This window comes from Bradyrhizobium canariense, assembly GCF_900105125.1.
Taxonomy (GTDB): domain Bacteria; phylum Pseudomonadota; class Alphaproteobacteria; order Rhizobiales; family Xanthobacteraceae; genus Bradyrhizobium; species Bradyrhizobium canariense_A.
Genome location: NZ_LT629750.1, coordinates 113643 through 132400, shown reverse-complemented (window position 1 = coordinate 132400; position 18758 = coordinate 113643). Strand labels below are relative to the sequence as shown.

Genomic DNA, 18758 nt, shown 5'->3' with positions numbered 1-18758 from the left:
CGAGTTCGCTCGGTTCACTCGCGGCCCCGGAATGACGAAAGAAATCATACCTTGGCGGAGACCCCCAGATAGCGCTCCAGCACCGCGGGATCGGCCTTCAGATCGGCACTCGCCGCATCATGAACGATCGCGCCGCGCTCCAATATCACAACACGATCGGCGAGCCCTAGAACCTTTTGCGCATTCTGCTCGACGATGATCGAACAGGTGCCGCCTGATCGGGTAATTTTGCCGAGCGCCTTTAGGAGTTCCTCAACGATAATCGGCGCCAGCCCCTCGGTCGGCTCGTCCAGCAGCAAAACTTTCGGGTTGAGCGTGAGCGCGCGGCCGATGGCGAGCATCTGCTGCTCGCCGCCGGAAAGCTGGTTGCCGAAATTGTTGCGCCGCTCTTTCAGGCGCGGAAACATCTCGAAAACCTTTGTCACCGTCCAATGTCCGGGCTGCGCCACCGCGGTCATGTTTTCTTCCACCGTCAGCGAGCGAAAGATATTCCGCTCCTGCGGCACCCAGCCGATGCCGGCCCGCGCCCGCTGGTCCGGCCGCATCGAGGTGATATCGCGCCCGCCGACGGCGATGCTTCCGCCAAACCGACGCGTGACCCCGACAATCGAATTGATCAGCGTGGTCTTGCCGGTGCCGTTGCGCCCCAGCAGCGCCAGCACCTGGCTTTCCGGAAGGCGCAGCGACATGCCGGGCAGCACCACCGCTTCGCCATATCCGGCGCGTAGACCCTCGATGGTGAGAAGATCAGGCATCCGCCGCCTCGCCGAGATAGACCGCTTTGACCCTCGGATCCCGCGCGACCTCGTCGGGCGCGCCCTCGACCAGCAGCGCGCCATTGACCAGCACGGAGATGCGGTCGGCGAACGAAAACACCAAATCCATGTCATGCTCGATCAGGAGCACGGTCACGTCGCGGGGCAGTGCTGCGACGGCGGAGAGAATATCGTGGCGCTCGCCTTCGGGCACGCCAGCGGCGGGTTCATCGAGCAGCAGCACGCGCGGCTTGGTGGCAATCGCGACCGCGATCTCCAGCAGCCGCTGTTTTCCATAAGGCAGCGTCGCGGTGGTCTCGTTCATGACGTCGAGCAGATGAAAGCGCGCCAGATTCTCGGCGATCTCGGCGTTGACATCGTCGCGCGTGCCGAGCCTTCGCCACCAGTCGCCGCCATGACCGAGCCGTTCCGAGACCACAAGGCCGATGGTCTCGCGCGGCGTCAGGTCGGCGTAAAGCTGGTTGATCTGGAAGGTGCGCGACAGGCCGCGCCGCACCCGCGTATGCACCGGCAAATCGGTGATGTCGTGGCCTTCTAGCAGGATGCGCCCGGCATTGGGTTTGAGCACGCCGGTCAGCAAATTGATGACGGTGGTCTTGCCGGCGCCGTTCGGGCCGATCACGGCGTGGCGGGCGCCCGGCGCGATCCCGAGCGACAGATCGCACGTGACCTTCAGGCCACCGAATTGCTTTTCGAGCGCGCGGGTTTCCAGCGCAAAGGTCATGGCGCGTCGCCTTCCGGAACCGCGACGATCGCCTTGCGTCCACCGAGCTGCCGCACGATCAGGTTCGGCGCCCACAACACCCAGCGATGCAGGCGCTGGCGGCCGATCAGCACGATCACGACCAGCACAAGACCGATCCAGAACTGCCAGTATTGCGGGGTGATCGAGGAAAACACTTCCTGCAGCAACCGGAACACGACGGCGCCGATCAGTCCGCCATAGAGATAGCCGGTGCCGCCGAGGACCAGCACCAGCATCAGGTCGGCAGAGCGCTCGAATGAGAATACATCCAGCGAGGCCAGCGCCGTGGTCTGGGTGAACAGCGCGCCCGCGATCCCTGCATAAAACGCGGCCAGCGTGTACACCGCGATCAGGCGGCGATTGACGGGAATGCCGATCGCGGACGCGCGCAGCGGATTGTTGCGGATCGCGCGCAGCGACAGGCCAAACGGCGAATGCACGATCCGCCGCGCCAGCAGGAACAGAACAAACAACACGGCAAGCGAGTAGAAGAAACCGGTCTTGCCGAACATGTCGAACGTAAAGAAACCGAGAATCGGCTGGATCTCGATGCCTTGCAGCCCGTCGGTGCCGCCGGTGATATCCGAGAACCGCTCCGCCAGCGCTTCCAGCAACAGTGCAATCCCCAGCGTCACCATCAGGCGGGTCAGGTCGACGCCCCTGATCACCAGGAAACTCGTCAAAAATCCGAGCACCGCGGCGGCAAGGCCGGCTACGACCAGAGCAATCACCGGCTCATTAATGATGCCGTGCACCGCGAGCAGCCCGGCCGCATAGGCGCCGACGCCGAAGAACGCCGCATGGCCGAGCGAGACAATGCCGGCGTATCCGAGGATCAGATCCAGCGATAGCGCAAACAGACCGAGCCGCACGATGTCGGTCATGATCAGATAGCGCGAGGGAAATGCGAACGCGCAAGCCAGCGCCGCCAGCCAGAACACGATCTCGCTCCAGCGCCATCGTGCCTGCCGCCTTGAATAATATCCGACATCGGCGAGCGCGGTCATGTCGGCGTCACCGCGCAGCGGTGCGGCCGAACAGGCCGTTGGGACGCCAGATCAGGATCACGATCATAATGGTGTAGATCACGAATGGTCCCATCTTCGGCACGTAATATTTACCGGCGACGTCGCCGATGCCGAGCAGCAGCGAGGCGAGGAATGGCCCGGTGATGCTAGAGGAGCCGCCGACGGTCACCACGATCAGAAAGTAGATCATGAATTTCAGCGGAAAATACGGATCGAGCCCGAGGATCTCGGCGCTGAGCGCGCCGCCGAGACCGGCAAGACCGCATCCGAACGCAAAGGTGAAGGCGAATACCTGCGGCACGTTGATGCCGAGCCCGCTGGCGGCGCGCGGATCGTCCACCGCGGCGCGAAGCCGGCTGCCGAATCTGGTCCGCGCCAGCACCAGTTGCAGCGCCACGGTCAAAAGACCGCAGATGACCACGATCATCAGTCGGTAGCGGCCGATGCCGACGCCGAAGACATCGAACTGGCCTTCGAGCGCCGCCGGCAATTTGATGAAGACCCGCGACGACCCCATGATGTAATCGACCGCCGCCACCGACATGAACACGAGGCCGATACTGAACAGCACCTGGTCGAGATGGCCTCTCGTGTAGAGATGGCGATAGAGCGCGCGCTCGAACACGATGCCGGTCGCGGCACTTGCGACAAATGCCAGCGGCAGCGCCGCAAAAAACGGCCAGCCCGACTGATTGACCAGGACCGCGCAGACATAGCCGCCCGCCATCGCGAATGCGCCATGCGCGAGGTTGACGAAGTTCATCAGCCCGAGCGTCACCGCCAGACCGCAGGCCAGCACGAACAGCAACATGCCGTAGGCGACGCCGTCGAACAGATTGGTGAGTACGGAGGTCATGGGATCAGGTCAACCGAAACCAGCGATATCTCGGCAATAGTACCGAAGTAGTTACATCGTCATGCCCGGCCTTGTGCCGGGCATCCACGTCTTTTTTTCAGCACGAAGGAAGGCGTGGATGGCCGGGACAAGCCCGGCCATGACGGAAGAGTGTGAAGCATGCACCCCGGAATGACGTCGAGTCGACGTCACTTCTTCGTCTTGCCGGGATCCTTGACGGCTTCGAAGGTCTGGAATTCGACGTTATAGAGCTCGCCGTCGACCTTCTCGACCTTGCGGATATAGACGTTCTGCACGATGTCGCGGGTATCCGGATCGATCGAGATCGGGCCGCGCGGGCTTTCCCACTTCATCCCTTTCATGGCCCCGATCAGCGCGTCACCATCGGTCTTGCCGCCGGTCTTCTTCAGCGCATCATAAATCAGGTGCATGCCGTCATAGCCGCTGACCGCCATGAAGCCCGGGCGCGAACCGAAAGCCTTCTTGTAGGCGGCGACGAAATCCTTGTTCATTTGCGAGGGATGCGCCGCGGAGTAGATATGCGCGGTGACGGCGCCGAGCGCCGCATCGCCCATGCCGTTGAGCAGATCGTCGTCCATGACGTCGCCGGGGCCGATTACCTTGATGCCTGACTTGTCGAGCCCACGCTCGGCATATTGCTTCATGAAATTACCGCCCTGGCCTGCCGGAACGAACACGAACATGGCATCGGGCTTGGCATCCTTCATCCGCTGCAGGAACGGCGCGAAGTCGGGATTGGCCAGGGGCACCTTGACCTCTTCGACGATCTCGCCGCCGCCGGCCGTAAAATGCTCCTTGAAGGAAGCCAGCGCGTCGTTGCCGGGGGCGTAGTCGGAGGTCAGCGTCGCAACCTTCTTGATGCCGTTCTTGACGGCCCAGTCGCCGATAATGGTGGATGACTGCGGCAGCGTGAAAGAAGTGCGCACGATGTAGGGCGAGCGCTCGGTGATAACAGAAGTGCCCGCCGCCATCACCACTTCCGGAATCTTGGCTTGCGTCGCCAGCGGCGCCGCCGCAAGTGCTGCCGGGGTGACGCCGAAGCCGGCGATGATAGTGACCTTGTCGTTGACGATCAGCTCCTGCGCGAGGCGCTTGGTGTTGTCAGGGAGCGCCGCGTCGTCCCGGAGGATGACCTCGATCTTCTTGCCGGCGACGGTATCGCCGTTCTGCTGCATGTAGAGTTTGATCGCATTGTCGATCTGCTTGCCGGTCGAGGCCTGTCCGCCGGTCATCGGCAGGATCAGGCCGATCTTGACGGTCTCCTGCGCGCGCGCAGGCACCAGCGCCAGCGTGCCCAATATCGCAGCGCCCAGTGCAGCCTGCGACAACATCCTGGAAATCGACATTAACACCCTCCCCTGATCAGTTTCGTCTTTCGAACCGAGTCCCCGGCCCTTTGCCTGACCGTATAGCTGAAAATCTTCAACCGTGTATCGGCGCGGCATGGCGTCTCAGCGCTGTGACCTTGTCAATCGCGACGATGGGCGCAACCTGTTTTGCAGCGCCTCCCCATCGAATCGCTGGCGCGAGCGCATCATGCCCTTCCGATGATATAGGTATTTAAGTACCATATATTTCATTCAACACGGATTGCAATTTTACCGTATTGTGGTCCGAACAAGCTTCGGCCGCGCTGCACCGCACCAAAATGCGCTCTTAGGCACTTTGACCCAAAACCAACGACTAGGCCGTAACGCGCTCGCAAATGCCGATCAGAAGCCGCCATCTCGTCATCATGCTTGCCCTCACGCTTTCAGCCTGCGCGCTGAGCGGCTGTGGGACCATCAACGAAAAGCTCGCGAACGGCATGGGCGACTATGTTCCGCAATGGCTCGGCGGCCTGCCTGCGGACGCGCCGCCTCGTCCGGGCAGCGCTAAGTACGATGAATGGATGCAGGAACGCGACCGCAAGCGGCTCGAACCCGCGCCGGCAGCGGATGCGGCCAATCCGCCGGCATCCTCGAGCGCGATCAATCCGGTTCATTGAGCGCGCTGCCAGCGCACGGGCGCGTCACCCCATGAACACCACGGTCTTGCGGCCGTTGAGGAGCACGCGATCTTCCAGATGATGGCGCATCGCGCGCGCCAGCACGCGGCGCTCGATATCGCGTCCCTTGCGGACGAGATCGTCGGGCGTGTCGCGATGGCTGATGTGCTCGACGTCCTGGTCGATGATCGGGCCCTCATCGAGGTCGCGGGTCACGTAATGCGCGGTGGCGCCGATCAATTTGACGCCGCGCTCATGCGCCTGATGATACGGCCGCGCGCCCTTGAAGCCCGGCAGAAACGAGTGGTGGATGTTGATGCAGCGTCCGGACAGTTTGGCGGACATCTCGTCCGACAGGATCTGCATGTAACGCGCCAGCACCACCAGATCGGTTTTGGTTTGTTCGACCAGGTCCCAGATCGAGGTTTCCTGTTCGCGCTTGGTTTCCCTGGTTACGGGAAAAAAGTGAAACGGGATCTCGCCGAAATCGAGACTGCCGTAGGTTTCTCGCGGATGGTTGGAGACAATGGCGGTCGGGATCATTTCCAGCTCACCGGTCCGCCAGCGATAAAGGATATCGGCGAGGCAGTGATCCGATTTGGAGACCAGCAGCATCACCCGGCGGCGCGTGGCGCGATCGCGCATCAGCCAGTCCATGCCGAAACGGTCCGCGATCGCGGTGAATCCGGTTTGCAGGGCGGCGAGATTGACCGCTAGATCGGCGGCGTTGAACACCACCCGCATGAAGAAATGACCGGTCTCGACGTCGTTGAACTGCTGCGCGTCGAGAATGTTCTGCCCGTTATGGGCGAGGAACGTCGACACCGCGGAGACAATGCCGGGACGGTCCGGGCAGGATAGTGTCAGAACGAATTGATGGTCGGGCATGTGGGCTGTTTACAACACGGGGATGACGACGGAACGGTATGACATGCCCTGCTCTATCACCCGCGGCGGCCTTGCGCCAATCCCGGTCAAGGGGTCAAGATGAACAAACCGAAGGCGACCGGCGTTAGGGCATGATCCCGAAAAGTGGAAACCGGTTTTCCCTCGCGACAAACGCGGAGCGTTTGCGCGGAGATCATGCTCAAACAAAAGGTAAGGTGAGTCTGCTCCAGCAGAGCTGAAGCAGCCTCTGGAGCAACATCATGGCGGACAGACTGAACGGCTATCGCATTCTCATCATGGAAACGCGCGAGGAAGCGCAGTTTTCCCGCCTACTCGCCGAGCAAGGCGCCGATGTGGTGCAATGTCCGATGTTCACCATCCACGATTCGCCCGATTCCGCCCCGATCGAGGCATGGATCAGGCGTTTCATTGACGCGCCTTTCGACGATCTGGTGCTGATGACCGGCGAAGGCCTGCGGCGGCTGATGAAGGTGGCGCGGCGGATCAACGTCGACGGCGACTTCATTGCCGCGCTCGGCAAGGCGCGAAAATTCGCCCGCGGGCCGAAGCCCGGCCGTGCACTGCGCGAGATCGGCCTCGAGCCGCAGGTCACGACGGAAAAGCCAACCTCGGAAGGCATTGCCGAGATGCTGTCACGCGTCGATCTCACAGGGCATCGTCTGGGCCTGCAGCTCTACCCGGACAAGGATCACGGCCGACTGATCGGCGCCATCACGGCGCAAGGCGCCGAAGTAGATACCGTATTGCCCTATGTCTATGACGCGCAGGCGGCCGAAACCAACATCATCACCGCCATCGACGAAATGGCCAATGGCCGTATTGATGCGATTGCGCTGACCAGTTCCGGTCAGGCGCGCCGCCTGTTCGAAGTGGCCCAGGCCCACGATTGCGAAGCGCGGTTGCGCGAGGGGCTTGAGCGCACGCCGATCGCTTCCGTCGGCCCGGTGGTGTCGGAGGAACTCAAAGCGCACGGCCTGCGCACCGACATCTCGCCGGCCAACGAAGCCTATTTCATGAAGCCGCTGATCTCGGCAATGGCAGCAGAGCTGGGCAAGACCGCGCCGCGTTCCGCCGCCCACCGCTGATCAACGCGCGCTATGGCGCGGCCCGGGCGCGTTCGCCGCGTGAGATGCAATATTCCTTCCACATCGTCCGATAGGCGGCCTCGGCGGCGCGGGTGTAGAGTTGTGTATTGCTTGCCGCCGACGCGATGCTGGCGGACAACCCGGAAACACGCGTCCGAATCCGGCTTCAACTATGTTTGATTCGGCTGGTCTTCGGTTAGCGACCCGACCGGGAAAACCCGGCGATCATTTCGAGTCGCGCAAATACGCCTGATAGGCGAGCCCGATCCCATCCTTGAGGGAGGTGCTTGCACGCCAGCCGAGTTTGGCGAGACGGCTGACATCGAGCAATTTGCGCGGCGTGCCGTCGGGCCGCGAGGGATTGAAGCTGATCCCGCCGGTATAGCCAACGGCTGCGGCGACGACGCGGGCGAATTCGGCGATGGTGATGTCTTCGCCGGTGCCGATATTGACCAGCTCGTCGCTGGAATAGCTCTTCATCAGATGAATGCAGGCATCCGCAAGATCGTCGACATACAGGAATTCCCGCCGCGGCGTGCCGGTGCCCCAAACCACGACGTTGGAAGCGCCGGAAACCTTCGCCTCGTGAAACCTGCGGATCAGCGCGGCGACGACATGGCTGTATTCGGGATGATAATTGTCGCCGGGCCCGTACAGATTGGTCGGCATCACATTGATGAAGTCGGAGCCATACTGGCTGCGATAGGCCTCGACCATCTTGATCCCGGCGATCTTGGCGATCGCGTAGGGTTCGTTGGTCGGCTCCAGCGGCCCGGTCAGCATCGAATCTTCGCGCAGCGGCTGCGGCGCGAGCCTTGGATAGATGCAGGACGAGCCGAGAAACATCAGTTTCTGGGTCGCGTTGGTGTGGGCGGCCTGGATCACATTGGCCGCGATGACGAGGTTGTCGTAGAGAAATTCGCCGCGCAGCGTGTTGTTGGCGACGATGCCGCCGACCTTGGCCGCGGCCAGAAACACCGCCTGCGGGCGCTTTTTGGCAAACCAGCCGAACACGGCGGCCTGGTCGCGCAGATCGACTTCGTTGCGCCCGACCGTCAGCAGTTCGACATTCTCCCGCGCGAGCCGGCGCACCAGCGCGGCCCCGACCATCCCTTTGTGGCCGGCAACAAAGACCGTCTTGCCGGTCAGCTCAAACGGAGTGCTTGCCATTGGCAGCCTCCCGCCTGGCGATCGCGAGATCGCCCGCCATCATCTCCTTGACGAGCTGGGTGAAGGTTGTCTTCGGCTTCCAGCCGAGCTTGTCGCGCGCCTTGGAAGCGTCGCCGATCAACAAATCGACTTCGGTGGGGCGGAAATAGGTTGGATCGATGCGAACGACGGTCTTGCCGGATTTCTTGTCGATGCCGGTCTCCTCGACACCCTTGCCCTGCCACGCGATGGTGCGGCCGACCTCGGCAAACGCCAGTTCGACGAATTCGCGCACCGAGCGGGTCTCGCCGGTTGCCAGCACGAAATCGTCCGGCGCATCAGCCTGCAATATCCTGTACATGCCCTCGACGTAATCCTTGGCATGGCCCCAATCGCGCTTGGCCTCGAGATTTCCGAGATACAGCGTGTCTTCAAGGCCGGTCTCGATGCGGGCAACGCTGCGCGTGATCTTGCGCGTCACGAAGGTTTCGCCGCGGATCGGGCTTTCGTGATTGAACAGGATGCCGTTCGAGGCGTAGATGCCGTAGGCTTCGCGGTAGTTCACCGTGATCCAGTAGCCGTAGAGCTTGGCGACGCCATAGGGCGACCGCGGATAGAACGGCGTGGTTTCCTTTTGCGGAATCTCCTGAACCAGGCCGTAGAGTTCGGACGTCGACGCCTGGTAGAAGCGCGTCTCTTTTTCCATGCCGAGGATGCGGATCGCTTCCAATAGCCGGAGCACGCCGATAGCATCGGCATTCGCGGTATATTCAGGGCTCTCAAAGCTCACGCCGACATGGCTTTGGGCGGCGAGGTTATAGATCTCAGTGGGGCGGATCTGCTGCATCAGCCGGATCAGATTGGTCGAATCCGTCATGTCGCCATAGTGCAGCAGGAACGGCACATTGCCGGCATGGCGATCCTCGTAGAGATGATCAACTCGCGCGGTATTGAAAGAGGACGACCGCCGCTTGATGCCGTGCACCGTGTAGCCGAGGCCTAGCAGGTATTCGGAGAGATAAGCACCATCCTGCCCGGTCACGCCGGTAATCAGCGCGACACGCCGTTTTGAATCCTGAACCGCCATATCTTCTCCAACTAACGCGCCGGGGACCATCCTGAAAATAGCCGCCTCGGGGGCAATAAAATAATCGCGCCCGGCCCGCTGGACCGCCCGCAACGCAGGCCATAGCATTCGAGCATGGCGAATTCTAATACCAAAGTCGATTCCAATCAGGTCTTTCGATACCTGCGACAAGTACGACGGTTAACGTGCTAGCGTGGTTGAACTAGGTTAACCCGTCATGGACCGGGTTGATCCGGCGATTATCGAACAAGAGCGCGCAAAGCGCCCGGACGGAGGGAATGCGTGGAACACGCTTTGGAAGTGCGTGGGGTATCGTTGCGTTTTGGTGGCGTGCACGCGCTCACCGACGTCAGCTTTGGCGTCAACGAGGGCGAACTGTTCTCGATCATCGGGCCCAACGGCGCCGGCAAGACCTCGATCGTCAACTGTATCTCGGGACGCTACCGTCCGACCGAAGGCCAGCTGTTCTATCGCGGCCAGGACATCACCGCGCTCAATCCCAACGCACGGCCCCGGCTCGGCATCGGCCGCACCTTCCAGAACCTCGCGCTGTTTCATCACATGAGCGTGCTCGACAACATCATGGTCGGGCGTCACCATCTGCTGAAGAACAATTTCATCACGGGATCGCTGTACTGGCTGACCGGCGCGCGGCGCGAGGAGCTCCAGCACCGCCGCAAGGTCGAAGAGATCATCGATTTCCTCGACCTGCAGTCAGTGCGCAAGGCGACCGCCGGAACGCTGCCTTATGGCTTGCGCAAGCGCGTAGAACTGGCGCGCGCGATGGCGCTTGAGCCGCAACTGATCCTGCTCGACGAGCCGATGGCCGGCATGAATTTCGAGGAAAAGGAGGACATGGCGCGCTACATCGTCGACCTCAACGAAGAGTACGGCATGACCGTCGTCATGATCGAGCACGACATGGGCGTGGTGATGGATATTTCCCACCGGATCATGGTGCTGGATTTCGGCCGCAAGATCGCCGAAGGCGACCCGACATCGGTGCTGGCCGATCCCCATGTGAAGCGCGCTTATCTCGGCGAAGAGGACGAGGTTCTGGTCGATCCCGATCATACACCGGCGCCTGCGGAGAGCGCCGCATGATGGATTACGCTGGTCGCATCGCGCAGGCTGATACCTATCCCAAGCTGCTGCGCCTCAACGCGCGCGAGCACGGCGACGAGATCGCGCTGCGCGAAAAGGATCTCGGGCTGTGGCGCGTCTTCACCTGGACCGACTATCAGGCGCGGGTGCGCGACTTCGCACTCGGCATGGTCGAGCTTGGCCTTGGCCGCGGCGATGTCATCGGCATCATCGGCGACAACCGGCCGGACTGGGTCTCGGCTGAAATCGCCAGCCACGCCATCGGCGCCATGAGTCTCGGCCTCTATCGCGACGTGCTCGATGAGGAAGCCGCCTATCTCCTGAGCTATGGCGAGGCCAGGCTGGTGTTTGCCGAGGACGAGGAGCAGGTCGACAAGCTGCTGACGCTGGCCGAGCGTGTGCCGCATCTCAAGCACATCGTCTATTCCGATCCCCGCGGCATGCGAAAATATGACGACCCCCGCCTGATCGCAGCCGACACGCTCGCCAAGATGGGACGCGATCGCGCCGCGCGCGAGCCCGGTCTCTACGACAGACTGGTGGATGACACGAAAGGCGACGACGTCGCGATCCTCTGCACCACCTCGGGCACGACCGCCAACCCGAAACTGGCAATGCTGGCCGCAGGCCGGGTGCTGCGGCATTGCGCCACATATCTCGCCTTCGACCCGAAAGGACCTGACGACGAATACGTCTCGGTGCTGCCGCTGCCCTGGATCATGGAACAGGTCTACGCGCTCGGCAAAGGGCTGCTCTGCCGGATGAAGATCAACTTCGTCGAAGAGCCCGATACCATGATGAACGATTTTCGCGAGATCGCGCCGACCTTCGTGCTGTTCGCGCCGCGGGTCTGGGAATCCATTGCCGCCGACGTGCGTGCAGGCGTGATGGACTCCTCCCCGCTCAAGCAAGGCCTTTACGAGCTCGGCATGAAGGCGGGATTGTCGGCGCTGGCGAAAGGCAGGCATTCGGTGATCGCGGACACCCTGCTGTTTCGCGCCTTGCGCGACCGTCTCGGCTTTACGCGGCTGCGCTCGGCGGCAACTGGCGGCGCCGCGCTCGGACCTGATACGTTCAAATTCTTCCAGGCGATGGGCGTGCCGCTGCGCACGCTGTACGGCCAGACCGAATTGCTCGGCGCTTACACCCTGCATCCCACGGACCGTGTCGATCCCGACACGACAGGCGTGGCGATGGCCGACAGCATCGAAATCCGGATCGACAATCCGGATATCCATGGCGTCGGCGAGATCGTGGTGCGCCACCCCAATATGTTCCTCGGCTACTACAAGAGCCCGGAAGCATCGGCCGCCGATATGAGGGATGGCTGGATGCAGTCCGGCGATGCCGGCTATTTCAACGACAACCAGCAGCTCGTGGTGATCGACCGCATCAAGGATCTCGCAGAAACCGCGCGCGGCGAGCGCTTCTCGCCGCAATACATCGAGAACAAGCTGAAATTCTCGCCCTATGTCGCCGAGACCGTGGTGCTCGGCGCCGGCCGCGACGCGCTCGCCGCCATGATCTGCATCCGTTACTCCATCATCTCGAAATGGGCCGAGAAGAGCCGGATATCTTTTACGACGTATACCGACCTCGCCTCACGGCCCGAAGTTTATGCCTTGCTGCGCAAGGAGGTCGAAACCGTCAACGCCACGCTGCCGCCGGCGCAGCGCATTTCGCGCTTCCTGCTGCTCTACAAGGAGCTCGACGCCGACGATGGCGAGCTGACCCGGACACGCAAGGTCCGGCGCAGCGTCATCAACGAGAAATACGCAGATATCATCGACGCGATCTATGGCGGCAAGCGCGACATTCCCATCGACACCATGATCCGCTTCCAGGACGGCACCACCCAACGCATCCGCACCACGCTGGCGGTGGTCGATCTGGCGCGCGACGTGCAGGCGACGGAGGCCGCGGAGTGAGAGAAACAGGCGATTTCAATAAATTGGTAGGACATATCACGGTGCCAATGACTGCGCCCTCTCCCCTTGTGGGAGAGGGCATCGCAGTCAGTCGAATCGAACTCGGTTGGGTGAGGGGTATCCTCCCCGCAATCCCGATGCGTAGCCAACCCCTCACCCGTCTTCGCTTCGCGAAGCCACCCTCTCCCACAAGGGGAGAGGGAAACAACCGCGCAACCTGCATCTGGCAAGCCGCATGAACCTGCAGTTCCTGATCCAGCTTCTGGTCAACGGCCTCGTGGTCGGCACGCTCTATGGCGTGGTCGCGATGTCGTTCGTGCTGATCTACAAGGCGACGCAGGTGGTGAATTTCGCGCAGGGCGAATTGCTGTTGATCGGCGCCTGGGTGTGCTGGGCGCTGCTGACCAAATACCAGGTGCCGTTCTGGCTCGGCATGCCGCTGACGCTGGCCTTCATGTTCATCTTCGGCATCGCGATCCAGATCGTGATCCTGCGGCCGATGATCGGCGAGCCGATCATCTCGGTCATCATGGTCACGATCGGGCTGTCGACGGTGTTTCAGGCTGCGCTGAAATGGATCTTCGGCGTCAACCCGCAGCCATTCCCGCGCGTGTTCACCAGCCAATCCCTGAACTTCCTGGGTCTGCAAATCCAGACCGTCTATGTCATGAGCCTTGTGGTGTCGGTGGCGATGATGGCGGGCATGGCCTGGTTCTTCCGCGCCTCGAAATACGGCCTCGCCATGCGCGCCACCGCCTTCGACCAGCAGGTCGCGCAATCGCTCGGCATTTCCGTCAAGAATGTATTTGCGATGGCGTGGGCGATCTCGGCCACCGTCTCGGCAGTGGCGGGCGTCGTGGTCGCCGTCGTCAACGGCGTGTCGTCAGGCCTGTCGGATTACGGCATCAAGGTGTTTCCGGCGGCAATCCTAGGCGGGTTGGACTCGATCGGCGGCGCAGTGCTCGGCGGCATCATTATCGGGCTACTTGAAAACATCGCGCAATATATCGACAGCGAATATCTGCATTGGGGCAATCTGTACGAGATTGCGCCGTTCTACGTGCTGATCATCGTCCTGATGATCAAGCCGTACGGCCTGTTCGGCACCAAAGACATCGAGCGGGTGTAATCATGGCTGGCCCCTCTCTCATTCCCTCCGGCGACTACCGCACCAGCTATGCGGCCGACACCACGATCTTTCCCACGAGGATCAGCCGCAACGCCGCAATTCTCGGCGTCATCCTTGTCTGCTTCGCACCGCTGGTGCTCGCCAATTACTGGCTGAGCATTTCAATCCAGATCGGCATCTTCGCGATCGCGGCGCTCGGCCTGAACATCCTGGTCGGCTTCACCGGGCAGATTTCAATTGGCCACGCCGCGTTCTTTCTGCTCGGCGCCTTCACCTCGGCCTACATCTCGAACAACGCGCCGATCCCGGTCTTCTTCGCGATTCCGCTGGCGGGCGTCGTGACCGCGCTGGTCGGGCTCATCTTCGGCGTACCGGCGGCCCGGCTCAAGGGACTTTATCTCGTCATCGCGACGCTCGCCGCGCAATACATCCTGCTCGATTTCTTCTCGCGCGCCGACTGGTTTTCCGGCGGCTCGGTGCCGGCCAGCGCCAATCCGTTCTCGATCTTCGGCTACGCGTTCCGCGGCGACCGGCAATATTTCTATGTGGTGCTGGCTTATCTGCTGGTCAGCTATCTCCTCGTCACCAATCTGATGCGCACGCGCGACGGCCGCGCGCTGGTTGCGATCCGCGATCATTATCTTTCCGCGGAAATCATGGGCATCAACCTGACGAAATACCGCACGCTGTCGTTCGGGCTCGCCGCCTTCTTTGCCGGCATCGCCGGCGCACTCTATGCGCATTACCAGCTCGTCGTATCGAACGAGGGTTTTGGAATCGAGCGATCGATCCTTTTTCTGGCGATGGTCATCATCGGCGGCACCGGTTCGATCATGGGCACGCTGATGGGTACCGCCTTCGTGGTGCTGCTGCCGGAATCGATGGAGTGGATCAGCGCGGGACTGAAAGGCAGCGCGATCGACAAGGCGCTGTCGCTCAACAACAACATCACCTTCCTGCGCGAGATCGCGGTCGGGCTGATCATCATCGCATTCCTGATGTTCGAGCCGGATGGACTCGCGCATCGCTGGCGGCAGATCAAGACCTACTGGAAGCTCTACCCGTTTTCACATTGAGGTTGGATCGGGACTGGATACAATACGCGTCAACAAAAAAGCCGGAGGAAATTTACATGACCATCAAATCCCTGCTCAGCACTGTTTCACTCGCTTTATTGATCGGCGGCACGACGACGGCGCAAGCCCAGATCGCGATCGGGCACCTGGAAGACCTGTCGGGCGGTACGTCCGACGTCGGCACGCCCTATGGACAGGGCGTCGCAGACACCTTTGCCTGGGTCAACAAGCACGGTGGCATCGGCGGCAAGCAGCTCAACGTCGACAGCAACGACTATGGCTATCAGGTGCCGCGCGCGATCGCGCTCTACAAGAAATGGTCAGGCGGCGACAAGGTCGCGGCGATCATGGGTTGGGGCACAGCCGATACCGAAGCGCTGACCGGCTTCCTGGCGCAGGACAAGATCCCCGATATTTCCGGCTCCTACGCCGCGGCGCTCACGGACCCCGAAGGCACCAGCGGGAAGGCAAAACCCGCGCCGTATAATTTCTTCTACGGCCCGAGCTACTCCGACGCGTTGCGCGCCGAACTGACCTGGGCGGCGGAAGACTGGAAGGCCAAGGGCAAGCCGGGCAAGCCCAAATTCGTGCACATGGGCGCCAACCACCCCTACCCGAACGCGCCGAAAGCGGCCGGCGAAGCGCTCGCCACCGAACTCGGCTTCGACGTGCTGCCGCCACTGGTGTTCGCGCTGGCGCCCGGCGATTACAGCGCGCAGTGCCTCAGCCTGAAAAGCGCCGGCGCCAATTACGCCTATCTCGGCAACACCGCCGCTTCCAATATCTCCGTCATGAAGGCCTGCAAGACCGCCGGCGTCGATGTCCAGTTCCTCAGCAACGTCTGGGGCATGGACGAGAACGCCGCCAAGGCCGCCGGCGACGCCGCCGATGGCGTGATCTTCCCGCTGCGCACAGCGGTCGGCTGGGGCGGCAATGCACCCGGCATGAAAACGGTGATGGAAATCTCCGGGATGTCCGACCCGACCGGCAAGGTCTATCGGCCCGTGCATTACATCACCGCCGTCTGTACCGCGCTGTACATGAAGGAAGCGATCGAGTGGGCAACCAAGAACGGCGGCCCGACCGGCGAGAATGTCGCCAAGGGCTTCTATCAGAAGGCCGACTGGGTGCCGGCCGGCATGGAAGGCGTCTGCGATCCATCGACCTGGACCGAGAAGGATCATCGCCCGACCATGAAGGTCGATCTCTATCGCTCGAAAATCTCCGGTCCGACCGACGGCGATATCAACGATCTCATGGCCAAGGGCATCATCAAGCTCGAGAAGGTCAAGACCGTCGAACTGCCGCGCAAGCCGGAATGGTTTGGGTGGTGAGCTATTGATCCAGCCGCTTGTCCGTGGGCGGCCGAACGCACTTGGACGTCATCCCCGCGAAAGCGGGGATCCAGTACGCCGCAGCATTTCGATTGATCACAGGCGTTCTGGAATACTGGGTCACCCGCCTTCGCGGGTGACGACGACAGCAGGTAGTCAGGATGAGGGAAACGACCGAGCTGGATCGCATGACGACAACGGCGCAGGCGACCGCCCCGCTGCTCAGCGTGCGCAATATCGAGGTGGTGTATGACGACGTCATCCTGGTGCTGCGGGGCCTGAGCCTTGAGGTGCCAAAGGCTGCGATCGTCGCGCTGCTCGGCGCCAACGGCGCCGGCAAATCGACGACGCTGAAGGCGATCTCGGGTTTGCTCAAGACCGAGGACGGCGAAGTCACCCGCGGCGAGATCGTCTTCGACGGCGAGCGCATCAACGGCATCGATCCCGACAAGATCGTCCGCCGCGGCATCTTTCAGGTGATGGAAGGCCGCCGCATCATCTCCGACATGACCTCGCTGGAAAATTTGCGGCTCGGCGCCTTCACCCGCAGCGATGGCGATATCAGCGCCGACATCGACATGGTCTTCAAATATTTCCCGCGCCTGAAGGAACGCACGGGCCTCGCCGGCTATCTCTCCGGCGGTGAGCAGCAGATGCTGGCGATCGGCCGCGCGCTGATGGCACGCCCGAAGATGATCCTGATGGATGAGCCGTCGATGGGATTGTCGCCGCTGCTCGTCAAGGAAGTGTTTGCCATCATTCGCGAGATCAACCGGGATCTCGGGGTGACGATCCTGCTGGTGGAACAGAATGCGCGCGCTGCGCTCTCGGTCGCCAGCCATGGCTACATCATGGAGCAAGGCAAGGTCGTGCTCGACGGCAGCGCCGACGAATTGCGCGACAACGAGGACGTCAAGGAATTTTACCTCGGCGGCGCCGGCGACCAGCGCAAGAGTTTCAAGAACCTGAAAAGTTTCAAGCGGCGAAAACGGTGGCTCTGAGCGCGTGGTCCTGGACCAGGCAAGCCACTTTCTCGACAAAACTGCCATGGAGAAGCACGGTCCGACGAAGCGTTGAGGGATATTTCGATGCCGCTGACGCGAGGCAAAGTCCTGGGATACGACCTCGAACGCCTGGCGTTTAGATTTTCCATGCTCAACGACGAAAAAACGGTTGAATGTCAGATCAGTGACGCTGCAATGGACAAACTTGCCGGTGAACGTGGCACCCTGAGCACCGCCAGGCAAGCGCAGTTCCTGGCTCACCGGGACGCGATCGAGCAAATCGCCTCCGACCTGTTCGACGCCGCTCCCACGGTCAAAGGCGCCGTCGTCCGGATATTCACCAAGCACATTCCGAAATAAATGGAAGGTGCGGGCTCAGCCCAGCACTTGCTCTGCTTCCACGCAGGCGCAGAGCACATGATAGAACGAAGACGCTGGTATGGTCGCGGTCAGCGACCTGCCTTCGCGGTCGAACTGGTCATACCAGCCGCCCGCGACGGGATGGCTGAGATAATGTCGTGCAAGGCGCGACAATGCGGCGCGCGCTTCGTCGGCAGCTCCCGCTTCGCCCGACTCGGCCTGCGCGATCCACGCCTTGGCCATTTCAGTCTGCGGCCAGCAGCGCCGGCTGTGGCGCTTGATGTTGCCGGCGGCATCGCCCTCATCGATCAGGCAGCCTGTGGCCTCATCACGATAGCGCAACGCCGACGCCAGCAGTTCGGCGCGGTAGCGCCCCGTCGGGCAGCCGGTAATGCGCTCGAACCCCTTGAGCAGCCAGACCCATTCCGCCTGATGTCCGGGTTCCACGCTGACGGGCTCGATCTTCGACCAGTCATCTTCGAAATATTCTCCAAGCACCTGTTTCTGCTTGTCGTAGAGATTGGCGAGAAACAGCGCGAAGAACTCGCCGGCGCGATTCTGGAACGCCACATCGTGCGTCGCATCGAACGTGGCAATCATCGATTCAAACAGATGCATGTGCGGATTTTGCCGGCGCGGCATCGCCGCCGGCAATCCCTCCACAAAGCCGCCGTTCGGCGAACGCAGCTCGGTATCCAGGAACGACAATAGTGCGTCGATTTCGGCGCGGACCTGAGCGTCGCGATCGAGCGCATAAACGCTTGCCAATGCAAGCAGCACAAAAGCGTGGTCGTAGGTATCGCGCAGCGGATCCAGCACGGAACCATCATGCGCCAAGGTGTGGACAAAGCCCGGCCGGCCATCAGGACTTTTGGCCTTGGCCAACAGATGTTCCAGTCCCTTCAGCGCGATCTCGCCGCCCTCGGGGTACCAGCCGATCTGAGCCGTCTTGGCGAAGCAGTAGATCTGCCGGGCCTGGACGAACACCCGGCGCGGCGCGAGATGATCGGCGCGGCCGTCCGCGGTGAGGCGGTCGATAAAGCCACCCGTCGTGCGATCCCAGCCTTCTGTCGACCACAGCGGCAGCGAATGATCGATGATGCGGCGCTTCAGGATCCCGACGATATCGCCGGAATCGGACCGATCTGCTGCCGTGGAGGCATATGTTTCAGCCATTGCG

The 18758-nt window shown here is 61.8% G+C and carries 18 protein-coding genes; 9 read left to right on the top strand and 9 right to left on the bottom strand.

Features of this window, described 5'->3' with window-relative positions:
• Positions 1 to 44: 44 nt before the first annotated feature.
• From BLV09_RS00575 to BLV09_RS00555, 5 genes are all read right to left on the bottom strand, one after another.
• Positions 45 to 755, bottom strand: a complete 711-nt coding sequence (locus BLV09_RS00575) for an ABC transporter ATP-binding protein (RefSeq protein WP_146685945.1) — start codon at positions 753 to 755, stop codon at positions 45 to 47.
• On the bottom strand, positions 748 to 1500 hold the full coding sequence (locus tag BLV09_RS00570; RefSeq protein ID WP_146685944.1) for an ABC transporter ATP-binding protein: 753 nt from the start codon (positions 1498 to 1500) through the stop codon (positions 748 to 750). Before BLV09_RS00570 ends, BLV09_RS00575 begins: the two co-directional genes overlap by 8 nt.
• A complete protein-coding gene (locus tag BLV09_RS00565; RefSeq protein ID WP_146685943.1) occupies positions 1497 to 2528 on the bottom strand; it encodes a branched-chain amino acid ABC transporter permease in 1032 nt (343 codons plus the stop codon). Before BLV09_RS00565 ends, BLV09_RS00570 begins: the two co-directional genes overlap by 4 nt.
• A 7-nt stretch (positions 2529 to 2535) precedes the next feature.
• A complete protein-coding gene (locus tag BLV09_RS00560; RefSeq protein WP_146685942.1) occupies positions 2536 to 3405 on the bottom strand; it encodes a branched-chain amino acid ABC transporter permease in 870 nt (289 codons plus the stop codon).
• Between the two features lie 188 nt (positions 3406 to 3593).
• Positions 3594 to 4772: an ABC transporter substrate-binding protein gene (locus tag BLV09_RS00555; protein ID WP_146685941.1), complete on the bottom strand. Its 1179-nt coding sequence runs from the start codon at positions 4770 to 4772 to the stop codon at positions 3594 to 3596.
• Positions 4773 to 5131: 359 nt separating this feature from the next.
• Between BLV09_RS00555 and BLV09_RS00550 the strand changes: the two genes are divergently transcribed.
• On the top strand, positions 5132 to 5413 hold the full coding sequence (locus tag BLV09_RS00550) for a hypothetical protein (RefSeq protein WP_146685940.1): 282 nt from the start codon (positions 5132 to 5134) through the stop codon (positions 5411 to 5413).
• A 24-nt stretch (positions 5414 to 5437) separates the two neighbouring features.
• On the opposite strand, the gene purU is transcribed toward BLV09_RS00550, so the two are convergent.
• Positions 5438 to 6301 carry a formyltetrahydrofolate deformylase gene (purU, locus tag BLV09_RS00545; RefSeq protein ID WP_146685939.1) on the bottom strand — a complete coding sequence of 288 codons (864 nt, stop codon included), beginning with the start codon at positions 6299 to 6301 and terminating at the stop codon, positions 5438 to 5440.
• 260 nt (positions 6302 to 6561) lie between these two features.
• On the opposite strand from purU, the gene BLV09_RS00540 reads away from it, so the two are divergent.
• The gene (locus BLV09_RS00540) at positions 6562 to 7407 is read left to right on the top strand and encodes a uroporphyrinogen-III synthase (protein WP_146685938.1); all 846 of its coding nucleotides are present in this window, start codon (positions 6562 to 6564) and stop codon (positions 7405 to 7407) included.
• A 225-nt stretch (positions 7408 to 7632) separates the two neighbouring features.
• Here the strand turns inward: BLV09_RS00540 and BLV09_RS00535 are convergent, their stop codons facing one another.
• Both BLV09_RS00535 and gmd read right to left on the bottom strand, forming a co-directional pair.
• Entirely contained in the window at positions 7633 to 8577 is a 945-nt protein-coding gene (locus BLV09_RS00535; protein ID WP_146685937.1) for a GDP-L-fucose synthase family protein, read from the bottom strand.
• A complete protein-coding gene (gene gmd / locus BLV09_RS00530; RefSeq protein WP_146685936.1) occupies positions 8558 to 9643 on the bottom strand; it encodes a GDP-mannose 4,6-dehydratase in 1086 nt (361 codons plus the stop codon). The genes BLV09_RS00535 and gmd overlap by 20 nt, the downstream gene beginning before the upstream one ends.
• 282 nt (positions 9644 to 9925) lie before the next feature.
• Between gmd and BLV09_RS00525 the strand changes: the two genes are divergently transcribed.
• From BLV09_RS00525 to BLV09_RS00495, 7 genes are all read left to right on the top strand, one after another.
• Positions 9926 to 10747, top strand: coding sequence for an ABC transporter ATP-binding protein (locus BLV09_RS00525; protein WP_100382874.1), 822 nt, complete (start codon positions 9926 to 9928; stop codon positions 10745 to 10747).
• Positions 10744 to 12675 carry a long-chain fatty acid--CoA ligase gene (locus BLV09_RS00520; RefSeq protein ID WP_146685935.1) on the top strand — a complete coding sequence of 644 codons (1932 nt, stop codon included), beginning with the start codon at positions 10744 to 10746 and terminating at the stop codon, positions 12673 to 12675. Before BLV09_RS00525 ends, BLV09_RS00520 begins: the two co-directional genes overlap by 4 nt.
• 235 nt (positions 12676 to 12910) lie before the next feature.
• A complete protein-coding gene (locus BLV09_RS00515) occupies positions 12911 to 13804 on the top strand; it encodes a branched-chain amino acid ABC transporter permease (RefSeq protein ID WP_146685934.1) in 894 nt (297 codons plus the stop codon).
• Positions 13805 to 13806: 2 nt separating this feature from the next.
• Positions 13807 to 14880, top strand: coding sequence for a branched-chain amino acid ABC transporter permease (locus tag BLV09_RS00510; protein WP_146685933.1), 1074 nt, complete (start codon positions 13807 to 13809; stop codon positions 14878 to 14880).
• 56 nt (positions 14881 to 14936) lie between these two features.
• Positions 14937 to 16214: an ABC transporter substrate-binding protein gene (locus tag BLV09_RS00505; protein WP_146685932.1), complete on the top strand. Its 1278-nt coding sequence runs from the start codon at positions 14937 to 14939 to the stop codon at positions 16212 to 16214.
• Between the two features lie 161 nt (positions 16215 to 16375).
• Positions 16376 to 17215, top strand: coding sequence for an ABC transporter ATP-binding protein (locus BLV09_RS00500; RefSeq protein ID WP_146685931.1), 840 nt, complete (start codon positions 16376 to 16378; stop codon positions 17213 to 17215).
• Between the two features lie 87 nt (positions 17216 to 17302).
• The gene (locus BLV09_RS00495; RefSeq protein ID WP_146685930.1) at positions 17303 to 17578 is read left to right on the top strand and encodes a DUF1488 family protein; all 276 of its coding nucleotides are present in this window, start codon (positions 17303 to 17305) and stop codon (positions 17576 to 17578) included.
• 15 nt (positions 17579 to 17593) lie between these two features.
• On the opposite strand, the gene BLV09_RS00490 is transcribed toward BLV09_RS00495, so the two are convergent.
• Complete coding sequence (locus tag BLV09_RS00490) at positions 17594 to 18754, bottom strand: AGE family epimerase/isomerase (RefSeq protein ID WP_146685929.1); 1161 nt, start codon at positions 18752 to 18754, stop codon at positions 17594 to 17596.
• Positions 18755 to 18758 lie beyond the last annotated feature (4 nt).

Excerpts from the sequence above, each read along its gene's own strand:
- BLV09_RS00575 (WP_146685945.1), bottom strand. The coding sequence starts at position 755 with ATGCCTGATCTTCTCACCATCGAGGGTCTACGCGCCGGATATGGCGAA.
- BLV09_RS00570 (WP_146685944.1), bottom strand. The coding sequence starts at position 1,500 with ATGACCTTTGCGCTGGAAACCCGCGCGCTCGAAAAGCAATTCGGTGGC.
- BLV09_RS00565 (WP_146685943.1), bottom strand. The coding sequence starts at position 2,528 with ATGACCGCGCTCGCCGATGTCGGATATTATTCAAGGCGGCAGGCACGA.
- BLV09_RS00560 (WP_146685942.1), bottom strand. The coding sequence starts at position 3,405 with ATGACCTCCGTACTCACCAATCTGTTCGACGGCGTCGCCTACGGCATG.
- BLV09_RS00555 (WP_146685941.1), bottom strand. The coding sequence starts at position 4,772 with ATGTCGATTTCCAGGATGTTGTCGCAGGCTGCACTGGGCGCTGCGATA.
- BLV09_RS00550 (WP_146685940.1), top strand. The coding sequence starts at position 5,132 with ATGCCGATCAGAAGCCGCCATCTCGTCATCATGCTTGCCCTCACGCTT.
- purU (WP_146685939.1), bottom strand. The coding sequence starts at position 6,301 with ATGCCCGACCATCAATTCGTTCTGACACTATCCTGCCCGGACCGTCCC.
- BLV09_RS00540 (WP_146685938.1), top strand. The coding sequence starts at position 6,562 with ATGGCGGACAGACTGAACGGCTATCGCATTCTCATCATGGAAACGCGC.
- BLV09_RS00535 (WP_146685937.1), bottom strand. The coding sequence starts at position 8,577 with ATGGCAAGCACTCCGTTTGAGCTGACCGGCAAGACGGTCTTTGTTGCC.
- gmd (WP_146685936.1), bottom strand. The coding sequence starts at position 9,643 with ATGGCGGTTCAGGATTCAAAACGGCGTGTCGCGCTGATTACCGGCGTG.
- BLV09_RS00520 (WP_146685935.1), top strand. The coding sequence starts at position 10,744 with ATGATGGATTACGCTGGTCGCATCGCGCAGGCTGATACCTATCCCAAG.
- BLV09_RS00515 (WP_146685934.1), top strand. The coding sequence starts at position 12,911 with ATGAACCTGCAGTTCCTGATCCAGCTTCTGGTCAACGGCCTCGTGGTC.
- BLV09_RS00510 (WP_146685933.1), top strand. The coding sequence starts at position 13,807 with ATGGCTGGCCCCTCTCTCATTCCCTCCGGCGACTACCGCACCAGCTAT.
- BLV09_RS00505 (WP_146685932.1), top strand. The coding sequence starts at position 14,937 with ATGACCATCAAATCCCTGCTCAGCACTGTTTCACTCGCTTTATTGATC.
- BLV09_RS00500 (WP_146685931.1), top strand. The coding sequence starts at position 16,376 with ATGAGGGAAACGACCGAGCTGGATCGCATGACGACAACGGCGCAGGCG.
- BLV09_RS00495 (WP_146685930.1), top strand. The coding sequence starts at position 17,303 with ATGCCGCTGACGCGAGGCAAAGTCCTGGGATACGACCTCGAACGCCTG.
- BLV09_RS00490 (WP_146685929.1), bottom strand. The coding sequence starts at position 18,754 with ATGGCTGAAACATATGCCTCCACGGCAGCAGATCGGTCCGATTCCGGC.